The following is a 19,922-nucleotide window of genomic DNA, read 5'->3' as shown; positions in this document are numbered from 1 at the left end:
GGTGACTGGCATGGCACCCCTCGTCCACGGTTTCGACCCGCCGGAGCGGTTCGTCGCCGGCACCGTCGGCCCGCCGGGGCAGCGCACCTTCTTCCTGCAGGCGCGGTCGGGTTCACGGATCGTGAGCGTCGCGCTGGAGAAGCAGCAGGTCCAGGCGCTCGCCGAGCGGATCGACGAGCTGCTCGACGAGGTCATGTCCAACGAGCTCAACGAGGCGATGATCCCCGCCGTCGCGCCGCTCGGCCTCGACGACTCCGCGCCCCTGGAGCAGCCGATCGACGAGGAGTTCCGCGCCGGCACCATGACGCTGTCCTGGGACCCCGACGACCAACGGGTCGTGATCGAGGTGTTCCCGTTCAGCGAGGCCGCGGTCGTCACCCCGGATCAGCTCGACGAAGACTTCGAGGAGCCCGACCCCGAGGAGGTCCTGCTGGTGCGGATCGCCCCCGGACCGGCCCGCGCCTTCGTCAAGCGGGCCGAGCAGGTCCTGGACGCGGGCCGGCCGAGCTGCCCCTTCTGCGGCAATCCGATCGACCCGGACGGACACCTGTGCGTGCGGGCGAACGGGTTCCGGCGACGGGACCCGTGACGGACCGATGCCCGAGGCCGACCTGCTCGAGGACGAGCTCGTCCTCCACGGCCGGATCATGCCTGCGTCGAACGCGACCTTCGTCGGCGAGATCGGCGGGGTGCGCGTCGTGTACAAGCCGGTCGCCGGCGAGCGGCCGCTGTGGGACTTCCCCGACGGGACGCTCGCGGGCCGGGAGCGGGCGGCGTACCTGGTCTCCGAGGCGTTCGGCTGGAACGTCGTGCCCGAGACCTGGCTGCGCGGCGGGCCGCACGGCCCCGGGATGGTCCAGCGCTGGCAGGAGCCGGACGAGGAGCAGGTCGCGGTCACGCTGGTCGTCGAGGGCGAGGTGCCGGAGGGGTGGAAGCACGTCTTCGACGGGCTGGACGGCCAGGACCGGCCGATCTCGCTGATCCACGAGGACTCCGCGCCGCTGCGGCGGATGGCGGTCTTCGACGTCGTCGTCAACAACGCCGACCGCAAGGGCGGCCACGTGCTCGAGATGGCCGACGGGCACCGGTACGGCGTGGACCACGGCGTGACGTTCCACACCGACCACAAGCTGCGCACCGTCCTGTGGGGGTGGCTGGGGGAGAGCCTGACCCCGGAGGAGGTGGACGTCGTCCGCAGGGTGGGCAACGAGGTGCGCGGCGCCCTCGGCGAGGCCCTCGCCGAGCACCTGACCGACCCGGAGCTCGAGGCGCTCGCCCGGCGGTGCCAGCGCCTGGCGGCGAAGGCCGTGATGCCGGCGCCTCGCGGCGAGTGGCCCGCGATCCCGTGGCCGCCGTTCTGACCCGCCTCGCCCCACTCGATAGGCTCGCCGCATGCGCGCCTGGCCGTCCCCGGAGATCCCCACCCTGCCCGTCGTGGGTCCGCCGGTCGTCCTGCACGACACCGCGTCCGGCGATCGGGTCACGACGACGCCCGACGGCCCGGCGCGCCTGTACGTGTGCGGCATCACGCCGTACGACGCCACCCACCTCGGCCACGCCGCGACGTACGTCGCGTTCGACCTGCTGAACCGGGCCTGGCGGAACGCCGGTCACGAGGTGAGCTATGTCCAGAACGTCACCGACGTCGACGACCCGCTGCTCGAGCGCGCGGCCAAGGTGCACGTCGACTGGGTCGAGCTGGCCGAGCGGGAGACCGAGCTGTTCCGGCAGGACATGGCCGCGCTGCGCGTGCTGCCGCCCGACCACTACATCGGTGCCGTCGAGTCGATCCCGCTGGTCATCGACCTGATCGAGCGACTGGACGCCGTCGGCACGATCTACCGGGTCGAGGACGACCTCTACTTCTCGGTGACCGCGGACCCGGCCTTCGGTGCGGAGTCGGGCTGGTCCCGGGAGAAGATGCTCGAGATCTACCCGGAGCGCGGCGGCGACCCCGAGCGCCCGGGCAAGAAGGACCCGCTCGACTGCATCGTGTGGCGCGGCCGCCGCGAGGGGGAGCCGTCGTGGGAGAGCCCGTGGGGACCCGGTCGCCCGGGGTGGCACGTCGAGTGCACCGCGATCGCCCAGGAGCACCTCGGGTCCGCGTTCGACGTCCAGGCCGGCGGCAGCGACCTGGTGTTCCCGCACCACGAGATGTGTGCCGGCCACGCCCAGGTCGCAGTACCCGGCACGCCGTTCGCTCAGGTCTACAGCCACGGCGGGATGGTCGGGTACGACGGCGAGAAGATGTCGAAGTCGCGGGGCAACCTGGTCTTCGTCTCGGCGCTGCGCAACAGCGACGTCGACCCGATGGCGATCCGGCTGGCGCTGATGCGCCACCACTACCGCGCCGACTGGGAGTGGACCGACGCCGAGCTCTGGACCGCCGTCGACGACGTCGACCGCTGGCGCCGGGCCCTCTCGCTGGGTGCTGGCGCACCGGCCGCGCCCGTCGTCGAGGAGGTCCTCACCGCGCTGGCCGACGATCTCGACGCGCCGCGTGCACTCGCCGCGGTCGACCGCTGGGTCGCGACCACGCTGGGCACCGACGGCCTCGCCGACACCAGCGACCCCGATGCCGCCGGTGAGATGCTGCGCCTCCTCGACGCCGCTCTCGGTCTGGCCATCTGGATGCGCTGACGGATCCGGACGGGGCTGGTCCGTTCTGCGGTTGGTGACCAATCCGCAACATTGGACCGTTCAAATCTGCGGTTGGTGACCAATCCGCGCACCTACGCGCACCTAGCAGCCGGTCAGTCCTCGTCGCGCCGCCGCTTGAGGTACCGCTCGAACTCGCGCGCGATCGCCTCGCCGGAGGCCTCGGGGAGGTCGGTGGTGTCCCGGGTCTCCTCGAGGGCCCGGACGTAGTCGGCGACGTCCTCGTCCTCCTCGGCCAACTCGTCCACACCGCGCTCCCAGGCGCGGGCGTCCTCGGGCAGGTCACCGAGCGGGATCGACGCCTCGAGCAGGTCCTCGAGCTGGCCGAGCAGCGCCAGCGTCGCCTTCGGGCAGGGCGGCTGGGCGACGTAGTGCGGCACCGCGGCCCAGTACGACACCGCCGGCATGTCCACCTGCACGCAGGCGTCCTGGAACACGCCGACGATCCCGGTCGGACCCTCGTACGTCGACTGCTCGAGCTTGAGCCGGTCGACCAGCTCGGGCTCGGTCGCCGTGCCGGTCACCGGGATCGGCCGGGTGTGTGGGGTGTCGGCCAGCAGCGCGGCGAGCGTGATCACCATCGTGCCGCCGAGCTCGTCGCACGCGGCGAGCAGCTCGCCGCAGAACTGGCGCCAGCGCATGCTGGGCTCGATGCCGCGCAGGAGGATCACGTCGCGGTCCAGCTCCGGGGGAGAGGCGACGGACAGCGTGGTCGTCGGCCAGGTGATCCGCCGGTGGCCCATGGCGTCGCTGCCCACGACCGGGCGGTTGACCTGGAAGTCGTAGAAGTCCTCGGGGTCGATCGCGCCGACGGTGCGCGCACCCCACACCCGGATGAGGTGGTCGACGACCGCGGAGGCGGCGTCGGCGGCGTCGTTCCAGCCCTCGAAGGCGGCGATGACGATCGGGTCCACCAGGTCGGGAACGTCCTCCAGCTCGATCACCCCTCCAAGCCTAGTCGCCGCCGGGGATTTCCCTGGGCGAGACGCCCGGTGTCACGATCTGGGAATCCGGTCCAGCTCGTGGCCAGGGTTCCTACGCTTGAGCAGTCGAGAGGAGTCCCCGTTGTCCGAGTCCCCGCAGTGGCGGCCCGACGTCACCGACGAGCTCACCCGCACGCTGGGCGAGCGGATCATGGTGATCGACGGGGCGATGGGCACCGCCATCCAGCGGGACCGTCCGGACGAGGCGGGGTACCGCGGCGAGCGGTTCGCGGACTGGCCGCAGGACCTGGTCGGCAACAACGACCTGCTCACGCTCACCCAGCCGGACATCATCGCGGCCATCCACCGGGACTACCTCGAGGCCGGCGCGGACATCGTCGAGACGAACACGTTCAACGCGAACGCGATCTCGCTGGCCGACTACGGCCTGGAGGAGCTCGACTACGAGCTGAACCTCGAGTCCGCGCGACTGGCCCGCCGCGAGGCCGACGCCGTCGGCACGCCCGAGCGGCCGCGGTACGTCGCGGGTGCGCTCGGCCCCACCACCCGGACCGCCTCGATCTCGCCGGACGTCAACGACCCCGGCGCCCGCAACGTCTCCTACGAGCAGCTCGTCTCGGCGTACCTCGCAGCCGCCCGCGGCCTCGTGGACGGCGGCGCGGACCTGATCGTCATCGAGACGATCTTCGACACCCTCAACGCCAAGGCCGCGATCTTCGCGGTCGAGCAGCTCTTCGACGAGTGCGGCCGGCGCTGGCCGGTGATCGTCTCCGGCACCATCACCGACGCCTCCGGCCGCACGCTGTCGGGCCAGACCACCGAGGCGTTCTGGAACTCCGTCCGCCACGTCAGGCCCCTCGCGGTCGGGCTCAACTGCGCGCTCGGCGCGAAGGAGATGCGCCCCTACCTCGCCGAGATGTCGCGGATCGCGGACACGTTCGTCTCCTGCTACCCCAACGCCGGCCTGCCGAACGCGTTCGGCGAGTACGACGAGGCCGCCGCGGAGACCGCCGCGATCATCGGGGAGTTCGCCGAGGCCGGGTTCGTGAACCTGGTCGGCGGCTGCTGCGGCACCACGCCCGCCCACATCGCCGCCATCGCGGAGGTCATCGACGGCAAGCAGCGGCGTACCGTCCCGGAGGTCGCGGCGGCGATGCGGCTGGCCGGCCTCGAGCCGTTCACGCTGGACGCGGACAGCCTCTTCGTCAACGTCGGGGAGCGCACGAACATCACCGGCTCGGCGAGGTTCCGCAACCTGATCAAGGCGGGTGACTACGACACCGGCCTCACCGTCGCCGCCCAGCAGGTCGAGAGCGGCGCGCAGGTCATCGACGTCAACATGGACGAGGGCATGATCGACGGCGTCGCCGCGATGGACCGCTTCCTGAAGCTGGTCGCGTCCGAGCCGGACATCAGCCGGGTCCCGGTCATGGTCGACTCCTCGAAGTGGGAGGTGATCGAGGCCGGTCTCCGTTGCGTGCAGGGCAAGCCGATCGTGAACTCCATCTCGCTCAAGGAGGGCGAGGAGAAGTTCGTCGAGCAGGCCCGCCTCTGCCGCCGGTACGGCGCGGCCGCCGTCGTGATGGCGTTCGACGAGGACGGCCAGGCCGACAACCTCGAGCGCCGCAAGGCGATCTGCGAGCGTGCGTACCGGATCCTCGTCGACGAGGTGGGCTTCCCGGCCGAGGACATCATCTTCGACCCGAACGTCTTCGCCGTCGCGACCGGCATCGAGGAGCACGCATCGTACGGCGCCGACTTCATCGAGGCGGCCCGCTGGATCAAGGCGAACCTGCCGGGCGCGAAGGTCTCGGGCGGCATCTCGAACGTCAGCTTCTCCTTCCGCGGCAACAACCCGGTCCGCGAGGCGATCCACGCGGTGTTCCTCTTCCACGCGATCGCCGCGGGCCTGGACATGGGCATCGTCAACGCCGGTGCGCTGGTGGTGTACGACGAGGTCGAGCCCGAGCTGCGCGAGCGGATCGAGGACGTCATCCTGAACCGGCGCCCGGACGCCGCCGAGCGGCTGCTCGAGATCGCCGAGAGCCACAACCGCAGCGGCGAGGAGACCGAGGTCGCGGCCGAGGAGTGGCGGTCCCTGCCGGTCGCCGAGCGGATCACGCACGCGCTGGTGAAGGGGCTCGACGGCTTCGTCGAGGACGACACCGAGGAGCTCCGCCAGCAGATCGCGGAGCGCGGGGGACGGCCGATCGAGGTGATCGAGGGCCCGCTGATGGACGGCATGAACGTCGTGGGCGACCTCTTCGGGGCCGGCAAGATGTTCCTCCCGCAGGTCGTGAAGTCCGCGCGAGTGATGAAGAAGGCCGTCGGCTACCTGATCCCGTTCATCGAGCAGGAGAAGCTCGACAACCCCGAGTACGCCACCGCCAAGGACACCAACGGCACCATCGTGATGGCCACCGTGAAGGGCGACGTCCACGACATCGGCAAGAACATCGTCGGCGTGGTCCTGCAGTGCAACAACTACGAGGTCATCGACCTCGGCGTGATGGTGCCGGCGCAGAAGATCCTGGACACCGCGGCCGAGATCGGCGCGGACGCGATCGGGCTCTCCGGCCTGATCACGCCCTCCCTGGACGAGATGGTCAACGTCGCCTCCGAGATGCAGCGCCAGGGGTTCGACATCCCGCTGCTGGTCGGCGGGGCCACGACGTCGCGCGCCCACACCGCGGTGAAGGTCGACGGCAGGTACGGCGGCCCGGTGGTGTGGGTGAAGGACGCCTCCCGGTCGGTGCCGACCCTCGCGGCCCTGCTCAGCGACGCCCAGCGTCCGCAGCTGCTGGCCGAGGTCACCGCGGACTACGACGCCCTGCGCGAGCGGCACGCCGCCAAGCACGACCGGCCGATGCTGACCATCGAGCAGGCGCGCGCCAACCGCACGCCCATCGACTGGAGCGGCTACCAGCCGCCCGCCCCCCGCCGACCCGGGACCCACCTGCTCAGCGGCTACGACCTGGGCGAGCTGCGGGAGTACATCGACTGGCAGCCGTTCTTCAACGCGTGGGAGATGAAGGGCAAGTTCCCGGACATCCTCAACAACCCCACGACGGGCGAGGTCGCCCGGGCGCTGTACGACGACGCGCTGGCCATGCTCGACCGGGTGGTCGACGAGAAGTGGCTCACCGCCAACGCCGTGTTCGGGTTCTTCCCCGCCAACGCCGTCGGCGACGACATCGAGATCTACACCGACGACTCGCGCACCGAGGTGCTGACCACGCTGCGGAACCTGCGCCAGCAGGGCGAGCACCGCGACGGCGTGCCCAACCGCTCCCTGGGCGACTTCGTCGCACCGCGGGACACCGGCCTCGCCGACCACGTGGGCGCGTTCGCCGTCACCGCGGGGCTGGGGGCCCAGGAGCGGATCGCGGCCTTCAAGGAAGCGAACGACGACTACTCCGCGATCATGCTCGAGGCGCTCGCCGACCGGCTCGCCGAGGCGTTCGCCGAGCGGCTGCACCAGCGGGCCCGCACCGAGTTCTGGGGCCACGCCGCGGACGAGACACTGTCGAACGACGACCTGATCGCCGAGCGGTACGCCGGCATCCGACCCGCGCCGGGCTACCCCGCCTGCCCCGAGCACACCGAGAAGCGCACCCTGTGGGAGCTGCTGGACGTCGAGGCCGCGACCGGGATCGAGCTGACCGACAGCATGGCGATGTGGCCCGGTGCCGCGGTGTCGGGCTGGTACTTCTCGCACCCCCAGTCGCAGTACTTCGTGGTCGGGCGACTGGGCCGAGACCAGGTCGCCGACTACGCCGAGCGGAAGGGCTGGACCCTGACGGAGGCGGAGCGCTGGCTGTCGGCGAACCTCGGCTACGACCCCGATGACTGACCTCCCGCAGCCTGACCTCCCGCAGCCTGACCTCCCGCAGCCTGACCTCCCGCTGGCTGACCTCCCGCTGGCTGACCTCCCGCTGGCCGTCCTCTGGGACATGGACGGCACGCTCGTCGACACCGAGCCGTACTGGATCAGCACCGAGTACGAGCTCGCGGAGCGGTACGGCGGCAGCTGGAGCGAGGCGCACGCGCTGAACCTGGTGGGCAACGACCTGCGGGTCTCCGCGGCCTACATCCGCCAGCACATGGGCATCGACCTCGAGATCGACGAGATCGTCGAGGCGCTGCTCGATGGCGTCGTGCGCAAGGTCCAGGCGGAGGTGCCGTGGCGGCCGGGCGCGGTCGACCTGATCGACCGGATCCGCGCGTCCGGGATCCCGTGTGCGCTGGTGACGATGTCGTACGACCGGTTCGTCGCGCCGATCCTGGCGCAGCTGCCGCCGGAGACGTTCCGCGTGGTGGTGACGGGGGACCGGGTCGTGCAGGGCAAGCCGCACCCGGAGCCCTACCTCACCGCGGCCGCGGCGCTCGGCGTACCGGCCTCCGACTGCCTGGCGATCGAGGACTCCAACACCGGGGCGAAGTCGGCGGAGGCGGCCGGCTGCCTGGTGCTGGTGGTCGAGAACCACGTGCCGGTGCTGCCCACGGAGCGTCGGGTGTTCGCCGACACCCTGGAGGGCATCGACCTCGCCGCCGTGTGGGCGGTGCGGGCCTAGTCATCGGACGGATCAGGTCCTAGTACCACCGGACAATGGCGCGGTGCACCCGCCCTCGCCCAGGATTGCAGTCATCAGGGGGTCACTCGCCCTGGTTCTGAGGAAGCAGGTTCGATGATCGTCCGACGCGGCCCCGCCGTCGTGCTCAGCCTCGTGCTGGGTGCAGCGGCCCTGTCAGTAGCCCCGGCTCTGGCAAAGGACGGCGGGGCTGCGAAGGACGTTGATCGCGACCAGTGCGACCCCAGCAGCGTCTCCCGCGCGAAGCTCAAGGTCGAGCAGGTCGACGGCAACAACACTCGGTTGCTCGTCACCGGCACGGTCTGGAGCAACGACGCCGACGCGTGGGACTGGCGCGTCAAGCACAACGGCGAGGTGTCCGACAACGGGCGAGCCCGCGGTGACGAGGACTCCGACCTGAGCTTCCGCGTCGTGCGGACGATGTTCAACCTGCCGGGCAGCGACGACGTGGTCTTCCGCGCCGAGAACCTGCGCACCGGCGAGGTCTGCCGCGCCGCTGTCTCCTACTGAGGCGGTTGGGCCTATCCTGTCGGGACCCCAGCGAAAGGTCCGACGGTTGAGACTGCTCCGGAGCCCGGTGGTCCTCTTTCTCACCATCGGGGTCCTCACGGCTGTCGGCATCATCGTCGGGACCAACATCCTGGCCGATCGAGCTGCCGCGGACGAGGCGATCTCAGAGGCCAAGGGCACGACCCAGCTGCTCGCCCAGTCCGTGGTGGCTCCCGAGTTCCCGCCGACCGTCGTGCACCTGCGCCCGGACAACGCAACCGAGTACCTCCGCCCGCTCGAGAGCTTCGATCGCGAGGTCCAGGCCCGGTTGCTGAAGACGGACCGGCCGTACCGCATCAACATCTGGTCGGCGAACGGGCGCCTGCTCTACACGAGCCAGCTGGACCTCCTCTTCAAGGACCTGTTCAGCCAGAACGGCACCCACCAGCCCGCGCTCACGCTCGACGACGAGCAACGCGTGATCCTGCGCAAGGGCGGGGTCGGCTCCGAGATCGCCGATCCGGGCCGTCCGGAGGACGTCGCGGCAGCCGGCACCGAGGGCATGGTGCGCATCTACACGCGGTTCGTCACCACCGATCGCGGCTCCACGAGCGTGGCCGACCAGCGCGCGGCGGGCCGACCGGTGCTGTTCGAGGCCTACTTCCCGGTTGCCGACCTGACCGAGCGGCAGACCCAGATCTTCGACTCGTTCCGCTGGATCACCGCCGGCGCCCTCATCCTCCTCATCGCAGTGGCGACCGCGATCCTCGTCGGGCTCACCCGGCAGCTGCGCAAGGCGTCGGCCGAGCGGGAGCGACTTCTGGTGTCGGCGATGGACGCCTCGGACGCGGAGCGCCGCCGCATCGCCCGCGACCTGCACGACAGCGTCGTCCAGGACCTCGCCGGCACGGCGTTCTCCGTGAGCGCCGTCGCGCGCACGTCCGACCTCCCGGAGGACTCCAGGGAGACGCTCGAGAGTGCCGGCGTCTCGCTCCGCACCGGCCTGAAGTCGCTGCGTTCGCTGCTCGCCGAGATCCACCCGCCCGACCTCAGCGCAGACGGCCTGCCGGCGGCGCTGGCCGATCTCATCGCGCCCGCCGGAGCCGCCGGGATCCAGGCGTCCGTCAGCGTCGAGGGCGCCGAGACCGCCTCCGACGCCCACGTGGCGCTGGTCTGGCGGGTCGCCCAGGAAGCGGTGCGCAACGCGATCCGGCACTCCGAGGCCTCGACGCTCGCGGTCACCGTGCGCGGCGACGGGAGGACGCTGGCCCTCGAGGTCGTCGACGACGGCGTCGGGTTCGACCGCTCGCGCACCAAGCCGGACAGCTACGGGCTGCGCGGCCTGCGCAGCCTCGTCGTCGACAGCGGCGGCGTACTCGACGTGCGATCCTCTCCGGGCGAGGGGACCACGGTGTGGATGGAGGTCGATGCGCAGTGACCGGTCCAGGGAACACCCCGGGTACCAGCACGGGGTCCGAACCCGTCAGGGTCGTCGTCGTCGACGACCACGCCGTGATCCGGGCCGGCCTGGAGCAGCTGCTCGCCGGCACCGACGACATCCAGGTCGTCGGCGAGGCCGCGAACGGCGCCGAGGCCCTCGAGGTCGTGCGGCGGATCCGTCCCGACGTCGTGCTCATGGACCTCCAGATGCCCGGCGTCGACGGGGTCGCCGCCACCCGCGCGATCATGGCCGAGAACCTCGGCGTGGACGTGCTCGTGCTGACGTCGTTCTCCGACAGCGAGCGGATCATCGCCGCCCTCAACGCCGGCGCGGTCGGCTACCTGCTCAAGGACGCCGACCCCGAGGACGTCCTCCAGGGCATCCGCGCGGTCAGCCGCGGCGAGTCGCCCATCCACCCCCGGGCCGCGCGCGCCCTCCTCGGCTCCCGCGCCGGCTCGCAGCAGGTGCAGCTCACCTCGCGTGAGACCGAGGTGCTCGGCCTGGTCCGCGAGGGGCTCGCCAACAAGCAGATCGCCCGCCGCCTCGACATCAGCGAGCGCACCGTGAAGGCCCACCTCACCTCGGCGTTCGCCCGGATCGGCGTCGCCGACCGCACGCAGGCCGCCCTGTGGGCCGAACGGAACGGGCTCTGAGGGCTGCTCGGCTCCGCGATTTGGTCACCAACCGCAGATTTTCGGCCCGATCTGATGCGGTTGGTGACCAAACCACGTCATTTTGTGCGGTTGTGAATCAGAGCGAGATGTCGTCAGTGTCGTCCACGACGTCGACCTCCCGCTCGGGCAGCGGCGGGGGAGTACCGCCCCAGGCGGGGCAGATCGCCCGGTGGGCGCACCAGTCGCAGAGCCGACCCGGGCTGGGTCGCCAGTCCCCGGACTCCTCGGCCTGCCGGATCGCCATCCAGACCGCCTCGACCTTGCGCTCCGTCGCGAGCAGGTCTCGCTCGTCGGGGACGTAGCGCAACATCTCGCCGTTCCCGAGATACACCAGCTGGAGCATCGCGGGCACGACGCCGCGAGTGCGCCAGATGACCAGCGCGTAGAACTTCATCTGGAACAGCGCCTTGGCCTCGAACATCTCGTGCGGGGAGCGGCCCGTCTTGTAGTCGACGACGCGGATGGCGCCGTCGGGCGCGACATCGATGCGGTCGACGAAGCCGCGCAGCAGCAGCCTGGAGTCCAGGAGCGTCTCGACGTACAGCTCTCGCTCGGCCGGCTCGAGCCGGGTCGGGTCCTCGAGCGTGAAGTACCGATCCAGCACGCCCCGGCACGACGCCAGCCAGGCCGCGGCCTCCGGGCCTCCCTCGGCGGCGAACATCGATGCCAGCTCCGCGTCCTGCGCCACCAGGTCCTGCCAGGCAGGTTCGAGCATCCGGCCCGCCTGTTCCGGGGTACGCCGTTCCGCGGGGAGGTCGAAGAGGTCCTCCAGGACCTTGTGCACCACGGTGCCGCGCACCGCGTCCGGCGAGTAGGGCTCCCGGATCCGGTCGATGGTCCGGAACCGGTACAGCAACGGGCAGCTCATGAAGTCACCCGCGCGGCTGGGTGAGAGCGCGCCGACGACCTCGACGCCGTCGACGGGCGTCCCCATCCGGGACGCCGGCGACTCCTCCTGGACACTCACGTCGCCACCCTAGGTCAGCCCACCGACACGCCACCGGACCCGCGGTCCACGACGTCGGCTAGCCTCGAGGCGTGCCCGACTCCCCATCCCGGCCCCGCCCGCCGGGCACCTTCCGGGTCGGCACCATCGCGGGCAGCGACGTCCTCTTGTCGTCCTCGTGGTTCGTCATCGCCGGGATCATCGCCGTCATCGTCGCGCCGGTCGCCGAGACCGCGCAGCCCGGCCTCGGGCCGTGGAAGTACGTCGCCGGCTTCGCGTTCGCCGTGATCCTGTACCTCTCGGTCCTGTTGCACGAGGCGTCGCACGCGATCGCCGCCCGGCACTACGGGTTCCCGGTCAGCTCGATCACGCTGCACTTCCTGGGCGGCATGACCGCCATCGAGGGCGAGTCCCGCACCCCGCGCCAGGAGTTCGTCATCGCGGTCGTGGGTCCGCTCACCTCGCTCGCGGTCGGCGGCCTGGCCTTCGTGCTCCGACCGGTCACTCCCGACGGGCTGCTGCTGATGGCCGTCAGCGGGTTGGCGGGCGCCAACCTCCTGGTGGGCTTCCTCAACCTCGTTCCCGGCCTGCCGCTGGACGGCGGCCGGGTCCTCAAGTCCCTGGTCTGGCGGGTCAGCGGCAACGTCCACCGCGGCACCATCGTCGCAGGCTGGGTCGGCCGGGCGGCGGCAGTTGCCGCTCTCCTGTGGCCGCTGGCGCAGGAGCCGGTCACCGGCACGAAGCCGCAGATGTTCGACTGGCTGCTGGCGCTCGTCGTCGCGGCCTTCCTCTGGTCCGGCTCCACCGCGGCGATGTCCTCGGCCCGGCTGCGCAGCCGCCTCCCGCAGCTGGTCGCACGCCAGCTGGCCCGCCCCACCCTCACGGTCCCGGGCGACCTCCCCCTCGCCGAGGCGGTACGCCGCGCGCACGACGCCTCGGCCGGAAGCATCGTCACCGTCACCGGTGGCGGCATTCCTGTCGGCATCGTGAGCGAGGCGGCGCTGGAGGCCACCCCCGACGACCGCCGGCCCTGGGTGGCGACCTCGACCGTGGCCCGCACTCTCGAGGACGGCCTCCGGCTGCCCGCCGACCTCAGCGGCGAGGACCTGGTGATGGCCATCAGCCGGACCCCGGCGGGGGAATACCTCCTCGTCGAGCCCGACGGGTCCGTCGCCGGTGTGCTGACGACCGCCGACGTGGATAGGGCGTTCCGGGAGTCGGCCCACTAGGCTCTCGCGCCGTGTCCGCCCCTGAGTCCGCGAGCCCCGACGTCCCCGCCGAAGCCTGGTCCGGCGTCCACCGCGGACCGCTGCGCGTCGGCGAGTGGGTCCGGCTGGTCGACCAGAAGGGCCGTCGGCACAACTTCGAGCTCGTGCCCGGCAAGCGCTTCTTCTCCAACCGGGGACATCTCGAGCACGACGAGCTCATCGGCCGAGAGGAGGGCTTCACCGTCACCTCCTCGGCGGGCGGCGAGTACCTCGTCTTCCGGCCCCTGCTCGCGGAGTTCGTCGTCTCGATGCCGCGTGGCGCCGCGGTCGTCTACCCGAAGGACGCGGCCCAGATCGTCGCCCTCGCCGACATCTTCCCGGGCGCACACGTGGTCGAGGCGGGGGTCGGATCCGGTGCCCTCACCTGCTCCCTGCTGCGCGCAGTCGGCCCGTACGGCCGGGTCACGTCGTACGAGCGTCGCGAGGAGTTCGCCGACGTGGCCCGCCGCAACGTCACGCAGTTCTTCGGTGCCCCGGAGGGCGAGTCGCACCCCGCCTGGCGGCTCACGCTCGGCGACCTGGCGGAGGCACTCCCGGCGTCGGGGGAGCGCGCCGACCGCGTCATCCTGGACATGCTCGCCCCGTGGGACTGCCTGGAGGCGACCGCGGACGCGCTCCGGCCCGGCGGCATCGTGTGTGCGTACGTCGCCACCACCACCCAGCTCTCCCGGTTCGTCGAGACCGTCCGCGCCCACGGTGGGTTCACCGAGCCGCAGGCGTGGGAGTCCCTGGTCCGGGACTGGCACGTCGAGGGGCTCGCAGTCCGTCCGGGCCACAAGATGATCGGCCACACCGCGTTCCTGGTCACCGCGCGCCGAATGGCCCCCGGCCAGCGCGCCCCGCTGAAGAAGCGCCGCCCCGCACCCGGTGCCTACGGATCGGACTACAGCGGCCCTCGGCCGCCCGGCCTCCCGGTCGACGAACCCATCGACTGAGGGCCGCCGAAGTCGCCGGATTGGTCACCAACCGCATGTTTCGACCTGGAAATCTGCGGTTGGTGACCAATCCGCGCACTTCCGCGCGTCCAAATCGTGACCAACACCCCGAAATCAGACCTTTGATCGACGGCCGCCGCGGGTAGGGTCAATCGAACAGGAGGTGGCGCAGATGTCGACATCTGAAGGCGTTTCGAGCACGGGCGGCCCGGACCCCGACGAGCTCGCGGACCAGGTCCGGCTCCTGGAGTCCGAGATCGCGGACCTGCGTCAGCGGCTGGCCGAGGGCCCCACGAGCTCGCGGACGCTCGAGCTGCGGCTCGCGGACGCCCAGCGCAGCCTGGCCGGGCTCACCTCTCAGAACGAGCGGCTCGCCCAGACCCTGCGCGAGGCCCGTGACCAGATCATGAAGCTGAAGGAGGAGGTCGACCGGCTCGCCCAGCCGCCCGCCGGCTTCGGCACCTTCCTCAACCGCAACGACGACGACTCGATCGACGTGTTCACCGGTGGCCGCAAGCTGCGCGTGAACGTCAGCCCGAGCGTCGACCTGGACACCCTGAGCCGCGGCCAGGAGGTGATGCTCAACGAGGCCCTCAACGTCGTCGCCGCCCTCGACTACGAGGAGGTCGGCGAGGTCGTGATGTTCAAGGAGCTGCTCGCCGACGGCGAGCGGGTCCTGGTGATCGCGAACGCCGACGAGGAGCGCGTCGTCCGGCTCGCCGAGCCGCTGCGCGGTGACACCATCCGTGCCGGCGACTCGCTGCTGCTGGACTCCCGGGCCGGCTACGTCTACGAGAAGGTCCCGAAGTCCGAGGTCGAGGAGCTGGTCCTCGAGGAGGTCCCGGACATCGCCTACGAGTCGATCGGCGGCCTCGCCAACCAGATCGAGGCGATCCGCGACGCGGTGGAGCTGCCGTACCTGCACCCCGAGCTCTTCAAGGAGCACCAGCTCAAGCCCCCGAAGGGCGTGCTGCTGTACGGCCCGCCGGGCTGTGGCAAGACCCTGATCGCCAAGGCGGTCGCCAACTCGCTGGCCAAGAAGGTCAGCGAGCGCACCGGCCAGGAGGGGAAGTCCTACTTCCTCAACATCAAGGGCCCCGAGCTCCTCAACAAGTACGTCGGCGAGACCGAGCGGCACATCCGCCTGGTCTTCCAGCGGGCCCGCGAGAAGGCCAGCGGCGGTACGCCGGTCATCGTGTTCTTCGACGAGATGGACTCCCTCTTCCGCACCCGCGGCTCGGGGGTCTCCTCCGACGTGGAGAACACCATCGTCCCGCAGCTGCTCAGCGAGATCGACGGTGTCGAGCTGCTCGAGAACGTGCTCGTCATCGGCGCCTCCAACCGGGAGGACATGATCGACCCGGCGATCCTGCGGCCCGGCCGGCTGGACGTGAAGATCAAGATCGAGCGCCCCGACGCCGAGTCCGCGCGCGACATCTTCAGCAAGTACCTCACCACCAGCCTTCCGCTGCACGCCGACGACGTGGCGGAGTTCGGCGGCGACCGCGACGCCACCGTCGCCGGGATGATCCGCGCGACCGTGGAGCGGATGTACACCGAGACCGAGGAGAACCGGTTCCTCGAGGTCACCTACGCCAACGGCGACAAGGAGGTCCTGTACTTCAAGGACTTCAACTCGGGCGCGATGATCCAGAACATCGTCGACCGGGCCAAGAAGATGGCCATCAAGGACTTCCTGGACCACGACCAGCACGGCTTGCGCGTCTCGCACCTGCTGCAGGCCTGCGTGGACGAGTTCAAGGAGAACGAGGACCTCCCGAACACCACCAACCCCGACGACTGGGCCCGCATCTCCGGCAAGAAGGGCGAGCGGATCGTCTTCATCCGCACGCTCATCACCGGCAAGCAGGGCACCGAGCCGGGACGGTCGATCGACACGGTCGCCAACACCGGCCAGTACCTGTAGGCGAGCCGGCACTCCGGCTCACGTGACGTCGGCGACCGTCGCGCCCAGTGCGGCGACGAGCTCGCCGGCGTCCACGGTGAGGGCGACGCCGGGCGCGCCCGCGCCGATGCTGACCGGACCCGCGATGGACTGGTCGGCGATCACCGGCAGGGGAGTCGCGGACCCGAGCGGCGTGATCGTGCCGCGCACGTAGCCGGTCACGTCGTACGCCGCCTCCGCGCTGGGCATCGAGACCCGGTTGACCCCCAGCAGCGCGCGTAGCTTCGGCCAGGCGATCTCGCGGTCTCCGGGCACCAGCACGAACCGGTGGTCGCCCTCGGAGACCCGGACCACCATCGTCTTCACGATCTGGTGCGGCGCCACACCCCGCTCCGTCGCGGCCTCCTCCAGGGAACGCACCGGGCCGTGCCTGGTCACGGCGTACGCCAGCCCCAGCGCCTCGGCGGCGGCGATGGCCCGCCCGGAGTTGTCCGCACCCATGGGATCAACCTAGAGCGCCGTACGCCCTCGCGTACTCTCGGTACATGAGCGTGCGCCGGGTCATGGGGACCGAGGTGGAGTACGGCATCTCCGTGCAGGGACAGCCCCTCGCCAACCCGATGGTGGCGTCCTCGCAGGTCGTCAACGCCTACGCGTCGGCCACCGTCAAGGCGCGTCGCGCCCGGTGGGACTTCGAGGAGGAGTCGCCGCTGCGGGACGCCCGCGGCTTCGACATGTCCCGCCAGGTCGCCGACCCCAGCCAGCTCACCGACGAGGACATGGGCCTCGCGAACGTCATCCTCACCAACGGGGCCCGGCTCTACGTCGACCACGCGCACCCGGAGTACTCCACGCCCGAGGTCACCACGCCGCTGGACATCGTCCGCTGGGACAAGGCCGGTGAGCAGGTGATGCTGGACGCGCAGCGCCGGGCCAGCCTGCTGCCGGGCGGGGCGCCGATCGCGCTCTACAAGAACAACACCGACAACAAGGGCGCGTCGTACGGCGCCCACGAGAACTACCTGATGCGCCGGTCGACGCCCTTCGGTGACATCGTCCGCCACCTCACGCCGTTCTTCGTGAGCCGTCAGGTGTTCTGTGGGGCCGGCCGGGTCGGCAAGGGGCAGGACGGCCGCGAGTCCGGGTTCCAGGTCAGCCAGCGCGCGGACTTCTTCGAGGTCGAGGTCGGCCTCGAGACGACACTGAAGCGCCCCATCATCAACACCCGAGACGAGCCGCACGCCGATCCGGAGAAGTACCGCCGGCTGCACGTCATCATCGGCGACGCGAACCTGTCCGAGGTGGCGACGTACCTCAAGGTCGGCACGACCGCCCTCGTGCTGGCGATGATCGAGGACAGGTTCATCACCACCGACCTCACCGTCGAGGGCTCGGTGGCGGCGCTCCGCGCGGTGTCCCACGACCCGGGGCTGAAGCAGACGGTGACGCTCACCGACGGGCGCAAGCTCTCCGGCATCCAGCTGCAGCTGGAGTACCTCGACCTGGCCCGGAAGTACGTCGAGGACCGGTACGGCGCGGACGCCGACGAGCAGACCGTCGACGTGCTGGCGCGGTGGGAGTCGGTGCTGGACCGGCTCGAGCGCGACCCGATGCTGTGCGCGCGCGAGCTGGACTGGGTGGCGAAGCTGAAGCTGCTCGAGCAGTACCGCCAGCGCGACGGCCTGGAGTGGGACGACGCGAAGCTGCAGCTGATCGACTACCAGTACTCCGACATCCGTCCCGAGAAGGGCCTCTACCACCGGCTGGTGGCCGGCGGCCGGATCGAGCGGCTGCTCGACGACCGGTCGATCGAGGACGCGATGCACGACCCGCCGGAGGACACCCGCGCGTACTTCCGCGGCCGGTGCCTGGAGAAGTACGCCGACCACGTCGCCGCGGCGTCCTGGGACTCGGTGATCTTCGACCTGCCCGGCCGCGAGTCGCTGCAGCGGGTGCCGACGATCGATCCGCTGCGCGGCAGCAAGGCGCACGTGGGCGAGCTGCTCGACCGGTGTGAGACGGCCGAGGCTTTGTTCACCGCTCTCACCCGTTGAGTGGATAGGGTCGAGGCATGGCACAGGAGCAGAAGCAACCGCGGAAGTCCTCGGAGGCCGACGAGGTCGTCCAGACCGCCCCGGAGAGCGACGTCGCCGAGCGCAAGGAGGCGCTGGACAGCGACATCGACGACATCCTGGACGAGATCGACGACGTGCTCGAGACCAACGCCGAGGACTTCGTGAAGTCGTTCATCCAGAAGGGCGGCGAATGAGCGACCCGCGCCTCCCGGCTGCCTTCCTGCAGCCGGGCATCTCGTCGTTCAGCGACTTCCTCGCCGAGCAGGCTCCCGACCTGCTGCCGGCGCGCCGCGCGGTGCCCCAGGGGCACGCCGGCGACCTGGCCCCGCACGGCACGACGATCGTCGCGGCGACGTACCCCGGCGGCGTCGTGATGGCCGGTGACCGCCGCGCCACGATGGGCAACATCATCGCCCAGCGGGACATCGAGAAGGTCTTCCCCGCCGACGAGTTCTCCGCGGTCGGGATCGCGGGCTCGGCCGGCATCGCGGTCGAGATGGTGCGCCTGTTCCAGACCGAGCTCGAGCACTACGAGAAGATCGAGGGCACCACGCTCTCGATGGACGGCAAGGCGAACCGGCTCGCGGCCCTGATCCGGTCCAACCTCGGGCTGGCGATGCAGGGCCTCGCGGTCGTGCCGCTGTTCGCGGGCTTCGACCTGACCGTCGACCAGGGCCGGATCTTCAGCTACGACGTGACCGGCGGACGGTACGAGGAGACGGCGTTCCACTCCGTCGGCTCCGGGTCGCTGTTCGCCCGCGGCGCGCTCAAGAAGCTGTACCGCGCCGACCTGGACCGCACCGGCTGCGTGACCGCGGTCATCCAGGCGCTGTACGACGCCGCCGACGACGACTCCGCGACCGGTGGCCCCGACCTGACCCGCCGGATCTTCCCGGTCGTCCAGGTCATCACGGCGGACGGCGGCCGCCGGCTGCCCGACGCCGAGGTCGCGGCGATCGCCGACCAGGTGATCGCCGGCCGGATGACCCGTCCCGACGGCCCGGCCGCCCCGCTGACGGAGGGGGACGCCCGATGAGCATGCCGTTCTACGTCTCTCCCGAGCAGCTGATGAAGGACCGCGCGGACTTCGCACGCAAGGGCATCGCCCGCGGCCGGTCCGTGGTGGCCGTGCAGTACGCCGACGGCATCCTGTTCGTCTCCGAGAACCCCTCCCAGGCGCTGCACAAGGTCTCCGAGATCTACGACCGGATCGCCTTCGCCGCCGTGGGCCGCTACAACGAGTTCGAGAACCTCCGCATCGCCGGAGTCCGGCTCGCCGACATGCGCGGGTACGCCTACGACCGGCGCGACGTCACCGGCCGCGGCCTCGCCAACGCCTACGCGCAGACCCTGGGCACCATCTTCTCCTCGGGCGGTGAGAAGCCGTACGAGGTCGAGATCTTCGTCGCGGAGATCGGCGACTCAGCCGCCGACGACCAGCTGTACCGGCTGACGTACGACGGACAGGTCGCCGACGAGCACGGGTACGCCGTGATGGGCGGCGCCGCCGACGTCGTCGCGTCGTACCTCTCCGAGCGGTACACCGAGGGCACCTCGCTCCCGGACGCGGTCGCACTCGCCGTCGCCGCGCTCGGCCACTCCGACAACGAGAAGGGCGACAAGGAGGACCGGGTCATCTCGATCGACGACCTCGAGGTCGCCGTCCTGGACCGCTCCCGTAGCCAGGCGCGGAAGTTCTCCCGGATCCGCCCGGCCCGGCTCGACGAGCTCCTGGGCGACCGCGGCCCCGTCTCGCCGTCCTCCGCCGCACCGTCGTCGGCCGACGCTCCGTCCCCGGCCGACGCCCCGTCCGGGGCCGACGCCCCGTCCGGGGCCGACGCCCCGTCCGGTGGCCCCTCCGAGGCCGGCCCCGGCCCCGGCGACGAGCCCCCCGTCGCGCCTCCGGCCTGACCTCGCCGCGGCCCCCGACCCGGTGGTTTGGTCACCAACCGCACGTGGGAGCGCTCCCGTTCCGCGGATGGTGACCAAACCGC

At 71.0% G+C, this 19,922-nt stretch carries 18 protein-coding genes; 15 read left to right on the top strand and 3 right to left on the bottom strand.

Going from position 1 to position 19,922, the window contains the following annotated elements; translation table 11 throughout:
* Positions 1 to 10 precede the first annotated feature (10 nt).
* Genes N538_RS0117100 through mshC form a run of 3 tightly spaced genes read left to right on the top strand, consistent with a single transcriptional unit; the run spans position 11 to position 2,640 of the window.
* Positions 11 to 589: a DUF3090 domain-containing protein gene (locus N538_RS0117100; RefSeq protein WP_028638300.1), complete on the top strand. Its 579-nt coding sequence runs from the start codon at positions 11 to 13 to the stop codon at positions 587 to 589.
* A 7-nt stretch (positions 590 to 596) separates the two neighbouring features.
* Positions 597 to 1,361, top strand: coding sequence for an SCO1664 family protein (locus N538_RS0117095; protein ID WP_028638299.1), 765 nt, complete (start codon positions 597 to 599; stop codon positions 1,359 to 1,361).
* A 31-nt stretch (positions 1,362 to 1,392) separates the two neighbouring features.
* A complete protein-coding gene (gene mshC, locus N538_RS0117090) occupies positions 1,393 to 2,640 on the top strand; it encodes a cysteine--1-D-myo-inosityl 2-amino-2-deoxy-alpha-D-glucopyranoside ligase (protein WP_028638298.1) in 1,248 nt (415 codons plus the stop codon).
* Between the two features lie 113 nt (positions 2,641 to 2,753).
* On the opposite strand, the gene N538_RS0117085 is transcribed toward mshC, so the two are convergent.
* On the bottom strand, positions 2,754 to 3,602 hold the full coding sequence (locus tag N538_RS0117085; protein ID WP_028638297.1) for a PAC2 family protein: 849 nt from the start codon (positions 3,600 to 3,602) through the stop codon (positions 2,754 to 2,756).
* 121 nt (positions 3,603 to 3,723) lie between these two features.
* Between N538_RS0117085 and metH the strand changes: the two genes are divergently transcribed.
* The 5 genes from metH (at position 3,724) to N538_RS0117060 (ending at position 10,777) form a co-directional block, all read left to right on the top strand.
* A complete protein-coding gene (metH, locus tag N538_RS0117080) occupies positions 3,724 to 7,455 on the top strand; it encodes a methionine synthase (RefSeq protein WP_028638296.1) in 3,732 nt (1,243 codons plus the stop codon).
* Entirely contained in the window at positions 7,448 to 8,176 is a 729-nt protein-coding gene (locus N538_RS0117075) for an HAD family hydrolase (protein WP_231496251.1), read from the top strand. The genes metH and N538_RS0117075 overlap by 8 nt, the downstream gene beginning before the upstream one ends.
* Positions 8,177 to 8,290: 114 nt before the next feature.
* Positions 8,291 to 8,704: a hypothetical protein gene (locus N538_RS0117070; protein ID WP_028638294.1), complete on the top strand. Its 414-nt coding sequence runs from the start codon at positions 8,291 to 8,293 to the stop codon at positions 8,702 to 8,704.
* A gap of 67 nt (positions 8,705 to 8,771) precedes the next feature.
* The gene (locus N538_RS0117065) at positions 8,772 to 10,121 is read left to right on the top strand and encodes a sensor histidine kinase (RefSeq protein WP_028638293.1); all 1,350 of its coding nucleotides are present in this window, start codon (positions 8,772 to 8,774) and stop codon (positions 10,119 to 10,121) included.
* A complete protein-coding gene (locus tag N538_RS0117060) occupies positions 10,118 to 10,777 on the top strand; it encodes a response regulator (protein WP_051549374.1) in 660 nt (219 codons plus the stop codon). Before N538_RS0117065 ends, N538_RS0117060 begins: the two co-directional genes overlap by 4 nt.
* 97 nt (positions 10,778 to 10,874) lie before the next feature.
* On the opposite strand, the gene N538_RS0117055 is transcribed toward N538_RS0117060, so the two are convergent.
* Positions 10,875 to 11,765, bottom strand: coding sequence for a RecB family exonuclease (locus N538_RS0117055; RefSeq protein WP_028638291.1), 891 nt, complete (start codon positions 11,763 to 11,765; stop codon positions 10,875 to 10,877).
* Between the two features lie 71 nt (positions 11,766 to 11,836).
* Between N538_RS0117055 and N538_RS0117050 the strand changes: the two genes are divergently transcribed.
* From N538_RS0117050 to arc, 3 genes are all read left to right on the top strand, one after another.
* Positions 11,837 to 12,973, top strand: a complete 1,137-nt coding sequence (locus N538_RS0117050; RefSeq protein ID WP_028638290.1) for a site-2 protease family protein — start codon at positions 11,837 to 11,839, stop codon at positions 12,971 to 12,973.
* Positions 12,974 to 12,984: 11 nt separating this feature from the next.
* Positions 12,985 to 13,947, top strand: a complete 963-nt coding sequence (locus N538_RS0117045) for a tRNA (adenine-N1)-methyltransferase (protein WP_028638289.1) — start codon at positions 12,985 to 12,987, stop codon at positions 13,945 to 13,947.
* 172 nt (positions 13,948 to 14,119) lie between these two features.
* Positions 14,120 to 15,874: a proteasome ATPase gene (gene arc / locus N538_RS0117040; RefSeq protein ID WP_028638288.1), complete on the top strand. Its 1,755-nt coding sequence runs from the start codon at positions 14,120 to 14,122 to the stop codon at positions 15,872 to 15,874.
* A gap of 18 nt (positions 15,875 to 15,892) precedes the next feature.
* Here arc and N538_RS0117035 read toward each other — a convergent pair whose 3' ends face one another.
* Positions 15,893 to 16,354, bottom strand: a complete 462-nt coding sequence (locus tag N538_RS0117035) for an aminoacyl-tRNA deacylase (protein WP_028638287.1) — start codon at positions 16,352 to 16,354, stop codon at positions 15,893 to 15,895.
* Positions 16,355 to 16,398: 44 nt separating this feature from the next.
* On the opposite strand from N538_RS0117035, the gene dop reads away from it, so the two are divergent.
* Genes dop through prcA form a run of 4 tightly spaced genes read left to right on the top strand, consistent with a single transcriptional unit; the run spans position 16,399 to position 19,839 of the window.
* Complete coding sequence (gene dop / locus N538_RS0117030; protein ID WP_028638286.1) at positions 16,399 to 17,907, top strand: depupylase/deamidase Dop; 1,509 nt, start codon at positions 16,399 to 16,401, stop codon at positions 17,905 to 17,907.
* A 17-nt stretch (positions 17,908 to 17,924) separates the two neighbouring features.
* Complete coding sequence (locus N538_RS0117025) at positions 17,925 to 18,122, top strand: ubiquitin-like protein Pup (RefSeq protein ID WP_028638285.1); 198 nt, start codon at positions 17,925 to 17,927, stop codon at positions 18,120 to 18,122.
* On the top strand, positions 18,119 to 18,964 hold the full coding sequence (gene prcB / locus N538_RS0117020; protein ID WP_028638284.1) for a proteasome subunit beta: 846 nt from the start codon (positions 18,119 to 18,121) through the stop codon (positions 18,962 to 18,964). The genes N538_RS0117025 and prcB overlap by 4 nt, the downstream gene beginning before the upstream one ends.
* Positions 18,961 to 19,839 (top strand): proteasome subunit alpha, encoded by an 879-nt coding sequence (gene prcA, locus N538_RS0117015; RefSeq protein WP_028638283.1) that lies wholly within the window; start codon positions 18,961 to 18,963, stop codon positions 19,837 to 19,839. The genes prcB and prcA overlap by 4 nt, the downstream gene beginning before the upstream one ends.
* Positions 19,840 to 19,922 lie beyond the last annotated feature (83 nt).

The organism is Nocardioides sp. URHA0032, from assembly GCF_000620645.1.
GTDB lineage: Bacteria > Actinomycetota > Actinomycetes > Propionibacteriales > Nocardioidaceae > Nocardioides.
Note: the sequence above shows the minus strand (reverse complement) of the source record. Positions and strands in the feature narration are given on the sequence as shown.

Bases quoted from the DNA above. Each gene is read 5' to 3' on its own strand.
- N538_RS0117070 (WP_028638294.1), top strand. From the start codon at position 8,291: ATGATCGTCCGACGCGGCCCCGCCGTCGTGCTCAGCCTCGTGCTGGGT.
- N538_RS0117035 (WP_028638287.1), bottom strand. From the start codon at position 16,354: ATGGGTGCGGACAACTCCGGGCGGGCCATCGCCGCCGCCGAGGCGCTG.
- N538_RS0117075 (WP_231496251.1), top strand. From the start codon at position 7,448: ATGACTGACCTCCCGCAGCCTGACCTCCCGCAGCCTGACCTCCCGCAG.
- mshC (WP_028638298.1), top strand. From the start codon at position 1,393: ATGCGCGCCTGGCCGTCCCCGGAGATCCCCACCCTGCCCGTCGTGGGT.
- N538_RS0117095 (WP_028638299.1), top strand. From the start codon at position 597: ATGCCCGAGGCCGACCTGCTCGAGGACGAGCTCGTCCTCCACGGCCGG.
- arc (WP_028638288.1), top strand. From the start codon at position 14,120: ATGTCGACATCTGAAGGCGTTTCGAGCACGGGCGGCCCGGACCCCGAC.
- N538_RS0117100 (WP_028638300.1), top strand. From the start codon at position 11: ATGGCACCCCTCGTCCACGGTTTCGACCCGCCGGAGCGGTTCGTCGCC.
- prcB (WP_028638284.1), top strand. From the start codon at position 18,119: ATGAGCGACCCGCGCCTCCCGGCTGCCTTCCTGCAGCCGGGCATCTCG.
- prcA (WP_028638283.1), top strand. From the start codon at position 18,961: ATGAGCATGCCGTTCTACGTCTCTCCCGAGCAGCTGATGAAGGACCGC.
- dop (WP_028638286.1), top strand. From the start codon at position 16,399: ATGAGCGTGCGCCGGGTCATGGGGACCGAGGTGGAGTACGGCATCTCC.
- N538_RS0117025 (WP_028638285.1), top strand. From the start codon at position 17,925: ATGGCACAGGAGCAGAAGCAACCGCGGAAGTCCTCGGAGGCCGACGAG.